The organism is Kocuria varians, from assembly GCF_006539885.1.
GTDB classification, from domain to species: domain Bacteria; phylum Actinomycetota; class Actinomycetes; order Actinomycetales; family Micrococcaceae; genus Kocuria; species Kocuria varians.
On the sequence record NZ_BJNW01000009.1, the window covers coordinates 67556 to 79718 of the forward strand.

Annotated in this window: 11 protein-coding genes; 5 read left to right on the forward strand and 6 right to left on the reverse strand. The window is 73.2% G+C overall.

Annotated features, from left to right (window positions below; translation table 11 throughout):
• Positions 1 to 6 precede the first annotated feature (6 nt).
• From hemC to hemE, 5 genes are all read right to left on the reverse strand, one after another.
• Positions 7 to 951, reverse strand: coding sequence for a hydroxymethylbilane synthase (gene hemC / locus KVA01_RS06375; RefSeq protein ID WP_141269400.1), 945 nt, complete (start codon positions 949 to 951; stop codon positions 7 to 9).
• Complete coding sequence (locus tag KVA01_RS06380; protein WP_068468733.1) at positions 948 to 2201, reverse strand: ferrochelatase; 1254 nt, start codon at positions 2199 to 2201, stop codon at positions 948 to 950. Before KVA01_RS06380 ends, hemC begins: the two co-directional genes overlap by 4 nt.
• Before the next feature lies 1 nt (position 2202).
• Positions 2203 to 2925, reverse strand: a complete 723-nt coding sequence (gene hemQ / locus KVA01_RS06385; protein ID WP_068468736.1) for a hydrogen peroxide-dependent heme synthase — start codon at positions 2923 to 2925, stop codon at positions 2203 to 2205.
• Between the two features lie 105 nt (positions 2926 to 3030).
• Positions 3031 to 4539: a protoporphyrinogen oxidase gene (gene hemG / locus KVA01_RS06390; protein WP_068468738.1), complete on the reverse strand. Its 1509-nt coding sequence runs from the start codon at positions 4537 to 4539 to the stop codon at positions 3031 to 3033.
• Positions 4536 to 5711 carry a uroporphyrinogen decarboxylase gene (hemE, locus tag KVA01_RS06395; RefSeq protein WP_068468740.1) on the reverse strand — a complete coding sequence of 392 codons (1176 nt, stop codon included), beginning with the start codon at positions 5709 to 5711 and terminating at the stop codon, positions 4536 to 4538. Before hemE ends, hemG begins: the two co-directional genes overlap by 4 nt.
• Before the next feature lie 133 nt (positions 5712 to 5844).
• Between hemE and KVA01_RS06400 the strand changes: the two genes are divergently transcribed.
• The 5 genes from KVA01_RS06400 to KVA01_RS06420 all read left to right on the forward strand — a co-directional run bounded on the left by KVA01_RS06400 (position 5845) and on the right by KVA01_RS06420 (position 11155).
• Positions 5845 to 7161: a glutamyl-tRNA reductase gene (locus KVA01_RS06400; RefSeq protein ID WP_068468741.1), complete on the forward strand. Its 1317-nt coding sequence runs from the start codon at positions 5845 to 5847 to the stop codon at positions 7159 to 7161.
• Positions 7162 to 7201: 40 nt separating this feature from the next.
• On the forward strand, positions 7202 to 7891 hold the full coding sequence (locus KVA01_RS06405) for a TetR/AcrR family transcriptional regulator (protein ID WP_231860611.1): 690 nt from the start codon (positions 7202 to 7204) through the stop codon (positions 7889 to 7891).
• 133 nt (positions 7892 to 8024) lie between these two features.
• On the forward strand, positions 8025 to 8258 hold the full coding sequence (locus KVA01_RS06410; protein ID WP_068468743.1) for a DUF3107 domain-containing protein: 234 nt from the start codon (positions 8025 to 8027) through the stop codon (positions 8256 to 8258).
• A gap of 336 nt (positions 8259 to 8594) precedes the next feature.
• Positions 8595 to 10277 (forward strand): DEAD/DEAH box helicase, encoded by a 1683-nt coding sequence (locus tag KVA01_RS06415; protein ID WP_068468745.1) that lies wholly within the window; start codon positions 8595 to 8597, stop codon positions 10275 to 10277.
• A 5-nt stretch (positions 10278 to 10282) separates the two neighbouring features.
• Positions 10283 to 11155, forward strand: a complete 873-nt coding sequence (locus KVA01_RS06420) for a DNA-methyltransferase (protein WP_068468748.1) — start codon at positions 10283 to 10285, stop codon at positions 11153 to 11155.
• 156 nt (positions 11156 to 11311) lie between these two features.
• Here KVA01_RS06420 and KVA01_RS06425 read toward each other — a convergent pair whose 3' ends face one another.
• Positions 11312 to 12163 carry a PHP domain-containing protein gene (locus tag KVA01_RS06425; RefSeq protein WP_141269402.1) on the reverse strand — a complete coding sequence of 284 codons (852 nt, stop codon included), beginning with the start codon at positions 12161 to 12163 and terminating at the stop codon, positions 11312 to 11314.

The following is a 12163-nucleotide window of genomic DNA, read 5'->3' on the forward strand; positions in this document are numbered from 1 at the left end:
TGGGACTCACAGCCCCAACCCGGCCAGGCGGCCGGCGTCGTGGGCGAGCAGGTCCTCGGCCACGTCACGACCGAGGGCCACGGCATCGTCGAGGCCCGCGTCCGCCACCGAGACGCTGCGGCGCATGACCTCGGAGCCGTCCGGGTTCGCGACCACCACGTCCAGCTCCAGCGTGCCGTCCACCGCGCGGGCGTACGTGCCCACCGGCGCCGCGCACCCTGCCTCCAGTGTGGCCAGGACGGTGCGCTCGGCGGTGACCGCGAGCCGCGTGGGCAGGTCGTCCACCGCGGTGAGCCCGTGCGCGAGCGCGGAGTCCGGATCCAGATTCGCGCGGACCTCCAGCGCGAGCGCACCCTGACCGGGCGCGGGAAGCATCAGGTGCGGATCGAGGTACTGGGTGATCCGGCCCTCGAGCCCGAGCCGGAGCAGCCCGGACGCGGCCAGCACGACCGCGTCCAGGTCCCCCGGGTCCGCGGGCGCCACGCGGTTGAGGCGCGTGCCCACGTTGCCGCGGATGTCCACGATAGTGAGGTCCGGGCGCAGCGCGCGCAGCTGGGCCACGCGCCGCGGTGAGCCGGTGCCCACCCGGGCGCCGGCGGGCAGCTCGTCCAGCGTGAGGCCGTCCCGGGCGCACAGGGCGTCCCGGGGATCCTCGCGCGCGGGCAGCGCCGCGATCTCCAAGCCCTCGACGGACGCCGTGGGTAGGTCCTTGAGAGAGTGCACCGCGAGGTCCACGTCACCGTCGAGCACCCGGGCGCGCAGGGCCGTGGCGAAGACGCCCGTGCCGCCCAGCTGGGAGAGCGGCCCGGTGAGGACGTCCCCCTCGGTGCGCACCGTGACGAGCTCGTACGGAGCACCGCCCGCGCGGCTCACGGCCTCCGCGGCCCAGCGGGACTGGGTCATCGCCAGCTGGGAGCCACGGGTGCCCACGGTGAAGGGGTCGGGACTCACCGGTAGACCACCCCGTTGTCCTGGTCCAGACCCACGGGGATCGGCTCGCCCACGGGGCGCTGGGCAATGGTGGGCTTGGGCTCGGCCTGTCCGCGCAGCACCTTGACGCAGCAGTCCGGCGCGCACGCGTCGAACCACGTGCCCTGCGAGCACACGGAAACCCGCGGCGGGGCGCTGGGCGTGCCCAGCCGCTGCTCCACGAGGTCCACGAGCGCGCTCACGAAGTCCGGGTCGGTGCCCGCGGTGGGGATCCGCTCGAACTCCAGGTGCGCCTGTGCCGCGGCGTCACGGGCCTCGGTGTCGAGGTCCCACAGCACCTCCATGTGGTCGGAGACGAAGCCCAGCGGGACCACGGCCACGCCGGTCACGCCCTGCTCGGGCAGGGTCTCGATCACGTCGCAGATGTCCGGTTCGAGCCATGGCACGCTCGGGGGCCCGGAGCGGGACTGGTAGACGAGCTCCCACTCGACGTCCCGCATCGGCTCCCCGACCTGCTCCACGATCCAGCGCGCGGCCGCGAGGTGCTGGGCCACGTAGGCGGAGTCGCCCTCGAAGTCCATGCGCTCCGGTCCGGCCGCGTTCGCGTCCGTCATGGGCACGGAGTGCGTGGTGAACAGCACCCGCAGCGCGCCCCCGTCCGTGCGCTCGCGCAGGGCCTCCAGGGACTCGCGGAGCTTGCGGGCGTAGGGGCGCAGGAAGCCCTCGGAGTCGTAGTACTGCCGGATCTTCTCCACGTGCATGACGTCCTGGAGACCGGTCTCCTCGAGACCCACGCCGTAGTCCTCGCGGTACTGCCGGCAGCTCGAGTACCCGGAGTAGGCGCTCGTGGCCATCACCAGCAGATCCGTGTAGCCGCGCTCGTGGCACTCGCGCAGCACGTCCGCCACGTACGGGTCCCAGTTGCGGTTGGCGAGCAGCACGGGCAGCTCGATGCCGCGCCGGGACAGCTCAGCCTCCAGGGCGTCCCGCAGGGCGCGGTTCTGCGCGTTGATGGGGCTGACGCCGCCGTTGGCACGGTAGTGAGTGGCCACCTCCTCGAGCCGCTCGTCCGGGATCCCGCGCCCCGCCGTGACGTTGCGCAGGAACGGGATCACGTCCTCCTGGCCCTCGGGGCCGCCGAAGGACGAGAGGATCAGCGCATGGAAGTCCCGCGGCTGCTCCGCGCGCGCCGCGCTCAGCGCGTTGGTCTCGTCGTGGACGGCCTCGGTGGTCACGGTCTCTTCTCTCTGCTCGTTCGTCGTCTCGGTCATCTCAGGCCAGGACCTCCCCGATCTCTTCCGTGCCGATCCTCCGGCCCGTGTAGAACGGTGTCTCCTCGCGCACGTGCAGCCGGGCCTCGGTGTTGCGGAAGTGGCGCATGATATCCACGAGGTCCACGAGCTCGGGGGCCTCGAGGGCCAGCAGCCACTCGTAGTCGTTGAGCCCGAAGGAGGCGATGGTGTTGGCGAGCACCTGCGGGTACTCGCGGGCCTTCATGCCGTGGTTCTTGAGCATCTCCCCGCGGCGCTGCGGGTTCATGTAGTACCAGTCGTAGGAGCGCACGAACGGGTAGACACACACCCAGTCCTTGGGCGCCGCGCCGCGCGCGAACGCCGGCGAGTGGTTGGAGGTGAACTCCGCCTCGCGGTGCACGCCCATGGCGTTCCAGGACTGGCGGGTCCCGGCCACGAGGGGCTCGCGGCGCAGCTCGCGCACCGCGGCCTGCAGCGCGCCCGGCTCCTTGCCGATGAGCCAGAGCATCAGGTCCGCGCTCTCGCGCATCCCGGATACGTCGTACACGCCGCGCACGGTCACGTCCCGCTCGGCCAGGCGCGCCACGAGGGCGTCGAAACTCTCCCTGTTCGCGGTGGTGTCGGCGTCCTGCGGGCGCTGACCGGTGCGCTCGAGCACGGTGTACTGCGCCCAGTAGAGCGTGTCCCCGCCGCCCTGGGACGCCCCGGCCTGCTCGTGGTTCTTGGTTGCGTGCTCACTCATCGTCACAGTTCCTCTCGTCGTGTTCTCTTCCCACCCGGGTGCCGCGGCGGTGCCCCGGTACGGGTTCCCCACCCGCGGACGACGCCGCCCGGCCACCGCGCGAGACTACTGCGGGGTCGTGCGCGCGGCGCCCTGCGGTGCGGCGTCGTACCCGTGGTGCCTCAGCAGCTCGCGAACCTGCCGGCGCGTATCCGCGACGACGGCGGCCAGCCCCGTCCCGGACAGCCACGCGCCCACGGCGACGGCGTCCGGGATCTCCTTCAGCGCCCGGCGGAACCCGGTCACCCGGGCCCTGTGCCCGACGTCCGTGCGCGGCAGGGCGGCGTGCCAGCGCACGACGTCCGCGCCCACGAGCTGCTCCGGCTCGATGCCCACCCCCAGCAGCGTGCTCGCGTCCGCGAGCGCCAGGGCGATCAGGTGCTTGTCCTCCAGGGCGACCTCCGGCGAGGAGCCGGTGCCGCGTGCGGTGGCCCGGCCGTAGGACAGCCGCAGCACGTGGCGGTGCTCGCCGGCCTCACGGGCCACCCACTTCCACTTGGCGCTCGCGTGGGTCAGGGCCTTCGCGCGCACGTCGCGGACGTCGTCGCTCACGAGCAGCCCGGTGCCCCGCGGGGCGGGGTCCAGCGCGGGGCAGTCCACCACGAGGGTGGCCAGGGCCACGCGCGGGCCCGAGCGCGGCGTGTAGTTCTGGGCGTCCTGCATGTGGCTGCCCATCAGGCGCACGGCGGTGGGCCCGTCCGACGCCATCACGAGCAGCTCGCCGCGTGCCACGGCGGTCTTGTCCCCGTCCGTGGGCTGGCGCTGGATCACCATCCACCCCGGGCGGCGCGGGTCGCGGTCCAGGGCGATCACGTCGTAGCGGCTCACGAGCTTCACACCCAGCCGCTCGGCGTCGTGCACGAGACGCTCGCTGAGCAGGTTCATGCCGCCGTCGAGCCCGGCGACGTTCGAGCCCGCGGGGGTGGCCTGGCGCAGCGCACCGGCGGCCGCCCCCAGGCTGCCGTACTCGCGCAGCTTGCTGCGCAGACCCGGCGCCACGGCGTCGACGTCGAGGCGGTCCGGGTGCGTGGAGTAGACGCCGGAGACGAACGGGGAGACGAGCCGGTCCACGACCCGCTGCCCCATGCGGGCGCGCACGAGCCCGCCCACGGTGCGCTCCCCCGCACCCACGGCGGCGGGCAGCACGCGGTCCATCCGGGCCCGGGCCAGACCGGCGCGGCCGAGGGGCACGCGCAGCTCCGGGTCCGAGGGGTCCGCGGGGATCCCCAGCACGCCGGAGCGCGGCGCAGGGATCGCGCCCTCGGGCAGGTACAGCCAGGAGCCCGCGGGATCCGGGGTGACCACACGGTCTGAGAGCCCGAGCTCGTCCAGCAGCTCCGGCACCGCGGTGGAGCGCGTGGCGAAGGACTCCGCGCCGGAGTCCAGCACGAGTCCCGCGACCTGGTGCGCGCCCACGGCACCGCCGAAGTGGTCCGAGGCCTCCACCAGGGTCACCCGCAGACCGGCCGCGGCGAGGTCGCGGGCGGCCGTGAGCCCCGCGACGCCGCCGCCCACCACGAGTGCGGTCCGGGGGCGCCTGGGGGTGCGCCGCTTCTCACCGGAGGTAGTTGTCACCGGGTCTCCTTGTGGATGAAGGTCACGAGTTCGCTCAGCACGTCCGGGACCGTTCCCGGGGGGACGCCGTGGCCCAGGTTGACCACGTGCCCCGGGGCCGCGCGGCCCCGGCGCAGGACGTCACGGGTGTGCTCGTGCAGCACGTCTCGCGGGGCGTCCAGCAGGGCGGGGTCGATGTTGCCCTGCACCACGGTACGCCCACCGAGCCGGCGCGCGGCCACGTCCAGCGGGATGCGGTAGTCCACGCCCACGGCGTCCGCACCGGCGTCCCGCATGGCGCCCAGCAGCTCACCCGTGCCGGTGCCGAAGTGGATGCGGGGCACGCCCAGGTCCGCCACGGCGGCGAGCGCGTCCGCGGAGTGGCGCTGCACGTGCTGCTCGTAGTCCGCCAGGGAGAGGGAACCGGCCCAGGAGTCGAAGAGCTGCACGGCGCTCGCGCCGGCCTCCACCTGGGCGCGCAGGAACGCGCCGGAGGTCCGGGCGGCCCACTGGGCCAGCGCATCCCACGCGGCGGGGTCCGCGTGCATCATCGTGCGCGGGCGCAGGTGGTCGCGGGACGGGCCGCCCTCCACGGCGTAGGCCGCAATGGTGAAGGGCGCACCCGCGAAGCCGATCAGGGGGGTGCCACCGAGCTCGGCCACCGTGCGGGCCACGGCCTCACGGATCGGGTCCAGCGCGGCGTCCGGCAGTTCCGGCAGGGCGGCGACGTCAGCGGCCGTGCGCACGGGGTGCTCCAGCACCGGGCCCCGGCCCGCCACGATGTCCACGGCCACGGAAGCCAGCTTCATGGGCACCACGATGTCCGAGAAGAAGATGGCGGCGTCCACGCCGTGGCGTCGCACGGGCTGCAGCGTGATCTCCGCCGCGAGCACCGGGGTCAGGCACGCCTCCAGCATCCCCGTGCCCGCGCGCGCCTCGCGGTACTCGGGCAGCGAGCGCCCGGCCTGGCGCATGAACCACACGGGGGCGTGCTCGGCGGGCAGTCCGCCCAGGGTGCGGATCAGAGCGGAGTCCCGGACCGCGCCGTGCAGCGGGTGCCCCTGGGGCACCGCGGAGAGGCGTCGTGCCCAGTCGGCCCCGGCGTCCCCCGATTCGGCCGGGCCGGGTGCGGCGGGGGTCTCGTCGGTGAGGGGTTCGCGGGACTCGGCGGCGCGCTCGTTCTGGGAAGCCATAGTGACTCTCATTGTGCCAAAGGAGGGCGGGAATTTTTGGCGACAACCTGTCCGTTCCGGTCTCGCCCCTCCGCTGCGGGCCCGCTGGCTGTGCTGGGCGCGGCGGACCGACTTCGTCTAGGATGGCTGGATTGTGGTTCTCTTCTGTCTTGTCGCATCGCACCGATCCGTTGACCTCAACACGGTAGCCCGGTTGAGCACCGGCGCCCTCGGTGTGGCCGAGGACGCCGTCGCCGGCGGTGCCCTCACGGGAGCCATCACGCTGTCCACCTGCAACCGCCTCGAGTTCTACGGGGAGGTCCCGGGCGAGGACGTCCGGGACGTGCACCGCGCGCAGCAGGCCGTCCTGGACCGGATCGCCCAGCAGTCCGGGCTGGACGAGCGCTTCGTGCTCGAGACCATGGATGCCTACGAGGGCGAGGGCGTCCCCCGCCACCTCTTCACCGTGGTCTCCGGGCTGGAGTCCGCCGTGGTGGGCGAGCGCGAGATCACCGGCCAGGTGCGCCGCGCCCTGAACCAGGCCCGCCAGTCCGGCACCGCCTCCTCGCACCTCGTGCAGCTCTTCGAGGCCGCCGCGCGCACCGCCCGCGAGGTGGGCACGCGCACGACGCTGGGTGAGCGCGGGCGCTCCATCGTCTCGGTGGCCCTGGACCTCGCGGACGACATCACCCCGGGCCGCTGGCCCGAGCGTCACGCCCTCGTCTTCGGCACCGGCGCGTACGCGGGTGCCACCATGGCAGCCCTGCGTGACCGCGGCTGCGCGGACATCGAGGTCTACTCCGGCTCCGGCCGGGCCCAGCAGTTCACAGACCAGCGCGGCGGTTCCCCCGTCGCGGAGGCGGGGCTGCCCGCGGCCCTGCGCCGCGCCGACGTCGTCATCGGCTGCTCCGGGGGCTCCGCGCCCATGCCCGCGGCCGCGTTCCCCGTGGGGCCGCGCACCGTGGTGGACCTCGCCCTCGCCCGTGACTTCGACCCCGCCGTCGCGGACCTGCCGGACGTGGAGCTGATCACGCTCGAGTCCGTGCGCGTGGCCGCGCCGGAGGAGACGCTGGAGTCCGTGAGCGCCGCGCGCGAGATCGTGGACCAGGCCGCCCGGCGCTTCGAGACGGAGCGCAGCGCGCGCGGCATGGACGAGGCGATCGTCGCGCTGCGCAAGCACACCATGGCCGTGCTCGACGCCGAGCTCGAGAAGGTCCGCACCCACCACGGCTGCACCGGGGCGGAGGAGCAGATCGAGATGGCCATGCGGCGCATGGTCCGTTCGTTGCTGCACACCCCCACCGTGCGGGCCCGGCAGCTCGCCGCGGAGGGCCGCGCGGACGAGTACATCACCGGATTGCAAGCGCTGTACGGCCTGGAGGTCGGCTCCCCGCAGACCGCCACGGACGCACAGGAACCCCCCGCTGAACGATCCCCCTCAGATACCCCGCGGCCGCGCGCCGCCGGATGATTCCAGCACGGGCGTCCCGCCCGTCCCAGAGGAGGACCCCTTGAACGCGACCGATCCCGGCGAGGCGCACGAGCGCCCCGAGCACCCCCGCACGCGCCGCATGAGCCGCATGAGCCGCGACCAGCGGCGCGAGCAGCTGCTGAGCACCGCGCTGCGGGTGTTCTCCGAGGGCGGCTACCACGCCACGTCCATGGACGAGATCGCGACCGCCGCGGGCGTCTCCAAGCCCGTGCTCTACCAGCACTTCCCCGGCAAGCGGGAACTGTTCCTCGCCCTCGTGGAGTTCACGCTGCAGGAGCTCTCCGAACGGCTCGAGGAGTCGCTGTCCACCGCGGACACGAACGAGCAGCGGGTGCGCAACGTGATCGACACGCACTTCGGCTTCGTGTGCACGCGCCCCGAGGCGCACCGGCTCGTGTTCTCCGCGGACCTGATGTCCTTCCCGGAGGTCGCGGACCAGCTGGACGAGTTCTACGAACGGGTCGCGGACGCCGTCGCCGCCCTGCTCGGCCCGCACACGGGCGTGCCGCCCCTGCAGGCCACCCTGCTCTCCCGCGGGCTCGTCCACATGGTGCAGTCCTCCGCCGTGTACTGGATGGACCACCCGGACGCCGGCTCCCGGGAAGAAGTGCAGCGGCGCGTGTTCCGTTTAGCCTGGGGCGGAATCAAGACCCTCGAGGGGGACCACGCGGGGGCTGCTCCTAGACTGGGCGGCAACGACCACGCCTGACGCGCACCTCCCCGCCCCGCGCGGGTCCGCGCGTCCGGTGCACACCCGGAACCACCGTCGGGGACCGGCCGCGGCGCAGCAGTCCCAATGCTTCGCGCCCACGGCGTCCCGGCACCGTCGCAGGAGGACACCCATGGAAATCAAGATCGGGATTCAGAACGTGGCCCGCGAGCTCGTGATCAACTCCGAGCTCGGCGCGGACGAGGTGCAGGCCAAGGTCACCGAGGCCCTCAACGCCGGCACCCCGCTCGTGCTGCAGGACGCCAAGGGCAGCACCACGGTGGTACCCGCCGCGAGCATCGGCTACGTGGAGACCGCCCAGGAGACCAGGCGCAAGGTGGGCTTCACGCCGCTGCCCCTCGCCTGATCCGCGGTGGGACCACTGCCTTCGCGCGGTGGCGAAACCCATGAGCCACGCCCCCGGTCCACGGACCGGGGGCGTCGTGCGTCCCAGCGGGTACACTGGGACGGTCTACCAGGATGACCGGTCGTCCCATGAGACCGTCACGTTCACACTTCACCCGTTCCGAGGATCCCGCCCGGAGGGCCCAGGCCCTTCGCTGAGCACCCGGACGGGGTGCGTTTCGCGATCGGCTTCCTCTCCCCGCGCGGCGGCCCCCGGTCCGCGCCGCCCGTCCGCACCGGACGGCCCCGGCCAGCGGCACCGTGGCTCGCGCCCCGCGCCTACCCGTGAAGGATCTTCGTGACCGACATCACCGCAACATCCCAGGACGAGGCCCCCGAGGTCGACGAGAGCGGCGAACAGGCCGTCGAGACCGCCGAGCCGGTGGCCGAAGCCTCGTTCGCGGACTACGGCGTCCGCCAGGACATCGTGGACGCGCTGGCCGCCCACGGCATCACCTCCCCGTTCCCCATCCAGGCCATGACGCTGCCCATCGCCCTGTCCGGGCAGGACATCATCGGCCAGGCCAAGACCGGCACCGGCAAGACGCTGGGCTTCGGCATCCCGGCGCTGCAGCGCGCCGTGGGCCGCGACGACCCCGGGTGGGAGCAGCTGAAGAAGCCGGGCGCCCCGCAGGCCCTGATCGTGGTGCCCACGCGTGAGCTCGCCGTGCAGGTGGGCAGCGACCTCGCCATCGCGGCGAAGACCCGCAACGCCCGCGTGGCCACCATCTACGGCGGCCGCCCCTACGAGACGCAGATCGCCGAGCTGGAGAAGGGCGTGGAGGTCGTGGTGGGCACCCCCGGGCGCCTGATCGACCTCAACCGCCAGCACTACCTGGACCTGAGCAACGTGCGGATCGTGGTGCTGGACGAGGCGGACGAGATGCTGGACCTGGGCTTCCTCCCGGACGTGGAGAAGCTGCTGGCCGCCGTTCCCGAGGTGCGCCAGACCATGCTGTTCTCCGCCACCATGCCCGGCCCCGTGGTCGCCATGGCCCGGCGCTACATGACCCACCCCATGCACATCCGTGCGGCCGCCCCGGACGAGGGCAGCACCAAGAAGGACATCCGCCAGGTCATCTACCGTGCGCACCACCTCGACAAGGACGAGGTCGTGGCGCGGATCCTGCAGGCCGAGGGTCGCGGGCGCAGCATCATCTTCACGCGCACCAAGCGCGCCGCCGCGAAGCTCGCGGACGAGCTGATCCACCGCGGGTTCGCCGCCGCTCCCCTGCACGGCGACCTCGGCCAGGGCGCGCGCGAGCAGGCCCTGCGTGCGTTCCGCAACTCCAAGGTGGACGTCCTGGTCGCCACGGACGTCGCCGCGCGCGGCATCGACGTCGAGGACGTCACCCACGTGATCAACTTCCAGTGCCCCGAGGACGAGAAGACCTACCTGCACCGCACCGGGCGCACGGGCCGCGCGGGCAACAAGGGCACCGCCATCACGTTCGTGGACTGGGACGACGTTCCCCGCTGGCGCCTGATCGACAAGGCCCTGGACCTCGGCATCCCCGAGCCCGTGGAGACCTACTCGTCCTCAGAGCACCTCTACACGGACCTGGACATCCCCCGCACGGCCAAGGGCAAGCTGCCCAAGGCGCAGCGCACGCTTGAGGGTCTCGCGGGCGAGGAGCTCGAGGACCTCGGCGACGCCCGCCCCGCGCGCGGGGACAAGCGCTCCTCCGGCGGTTCGCGCGGCGGCTCGGACTCACGACGCGGCTCCGGTGGGTCCCGCTCGGGCCGCGACCGCTCCGGCCGCTCCGAGGGACGTTCCGAGGACCGCGGCGGGTCCCGTTCCGCGGGCGAGAACGCCTCGGACGGCGCCCGCTCGGAGCGCACGGACCAGCAGGCCCCCCGCGAGAAGTCGGTCGAGACCTCGGGAACGGGCGCGAAGCGGCGTCGTCGTCGGCGCCGCCCCTCCGGCGCGTCGAAGGCCGCGCAGGGCGGACAGCAGCAGCACTCCCCCGCCCAGGACTGAGGCGGATGACGGCGCGGGCGCCCTTCGCGTTCGACCCGGAGGGCGCCAGCGCCATCGTGGCGGGTGAGAACCTCACCGTCCTGGAGACGCTGCCGGACGAGAGCTTCACCCTGATCTACCTGGATCCCCCGTTCAACACGGGCAGGGACCAGGTACGACGCACCACCCGCGCGGTCCACGCCGCGAACGGCGAGGGGGACCGCGTGGGCTTCGCCGGACGCTCGTACGAGACCGTGCTGGGGACCCTGCGCTCCTACGGGGACTCCTTCGCGGACTACCTGGGGTTCCTGGAACCGCGGCTGCTGCACGCCCACCGCCTGCTCGCCCAGGACGGCACCCTCTACGTGCACCTGGACTACCGCGAGGTGCACTACGTCAAGATCCTGCTGGATGCCATCTTCGGCCGGGCATGCTTCCTCAACGAGATCGTGTGGGCCTACGACTTCGGGGCACGCTCGCTCAAGCGGTGGCCCGCCAAGCACGACACGATCCTCGTCTACGTCAAGGACCCCTCGGCCTACCACTTCGACTCCACCGCGGTGGACCGCGAGCCGTACATGGCACCCGGGCTCGTGGGCCCGGCCAAGGCCGCCCGCGGCAAGCTGCCCACGGACGTGTGGTGGCACACGATCGTCTCGCCCACGGGCAAGGAGAAGACCGGCTACCCCACCCAGAAGCCCGCCGGAGTGCTGCGGCGGATCGTCACGGCGTCCTCGCGGCCCGGGGACTGGGTGCTCGACTTCTTCGCCGGCTCCGGGACCACCGGGGCGGTCAGTGCGGAGCTGGGCCGCCGCTTCGTGTGCGTGGACCGCAACCCGGAGGCCGTGGACGTGATGCACCGGCGGCTGCCGGACACGCCGGTCTACAGGGCGCCGTGAACCGGCGCTGACCGGGGACGACGTCGCCCTGCCGCCCGCTTGCACCGCGGCTCGGTTCGCGACTGCCAGACAGTCCCGCCGCGGCGTCGTCGTCCTGAGCGGTCGTAGCCCGCGTCGCCGCGGGCGCGTCTGCTGCCCAGGCCTGCTGACCGGGGACTACGGCCAGCGCACCTCCACGCCGGAAGTGGCCTGCTCGCAGATCCGGGTCAGCGAGCGCACGGACGTGGAGTTCTCCCCGAGCCGGTTGGGCTTGCCGGCGCCGTGGTAGTCGCTGGAGCCGGTGACCAGCAGGTCGTGCTCCGCGGCGAGGCGCATCAGGATCGCGCGGGACTCGTCCGGGTTGTCCCGGTGGGCGACCTCCAGACCGGCCAGGCCGGCGTCGATCATCTCCTCGAAGTCCGCGGGGCTCGCCACGCGCCCGCGCAGTGGTGCCATGGGGTGCGCGCACACCGGCACGCCGCCGGCCGCGCGCACGAGCTTGATGGCCTCGACCGGGTCCAGGGCCTGGTGCCGCACGTAGTACCGCGAGCGCCCGGAGAGCAGACCGGCGAACGCGGCGGAGCGGTCCGGCACCGCGTCCAGGGCCACCAGGGCGTCCGCGATGTGTGGACGTCCCACCGTGGCGCCGGGGCCCACCTGGTCCTGCACGTCCTGCCACGTGATCGGGTAGTCCTCGGAGAGCAGCTCCACCATGCGCCGCGCACGCGTCAGGCGGTGGCGGCGGCCCTCCTCGATCCGGTCCACGAGCGGCTGGTAGCGGGGGTCGTGGAGGTAGCTGAGCATGTGCACGGAGATGCCGTCCCGCGTGGTGCAGGTGATCTCCATGCCGGGCACGAACGCGACCCCGAGCGCCACGGCCGTGTCCCCGGCCTCGCGCCAGCCGGCGGTGGTGTCGTGGTCCGTGAGCGCGAAGACGTCCACCCCGGCCTCGTGGGCGGAGCGGGCGACGTCCCCCGGGGTCTGGGTGCCGTCCGAGGCGATGGAGTGGGTGTGCAGATCGATCTTCAC

Coding starts and splice junctions, on each gene's coding strand:
- KVA01_RS06380 (WP_068468733.1), bottom strand. CDS start 2,201: ATGACCGAGACGACGAACGAGCAGAGAGAAGAGACCGTGACCACCGAG.
- hemQ (WP_068468736.1), bottom strand. CDS start 2,925: ATGAGTGAGCACGCAACCAAGAACCACGAGCAGGCCGGGGCGTCCCAG.
- hemE (WP_068468740.1), bottom strand. CDS start 5,711: ATGGCTTCCCAGAACGAGCGCGCCGCCGAGTCCCGCGAACCCCTCACC.
- KVA01_RS06410 (WP_068468743.1), top strand. CDS start 8,025: ATGGAAATCAAGATCGGGATTCAGAACGTGGCCCGCGAGCTCGTGATC.
- KVA01_RS06420 (WP_068468748.1), top strand. CDS start 10,283: ATGACGGCGCGGGCGCCCTTCGCGTTCGACCCGGAGGGCGCCAGCGCC.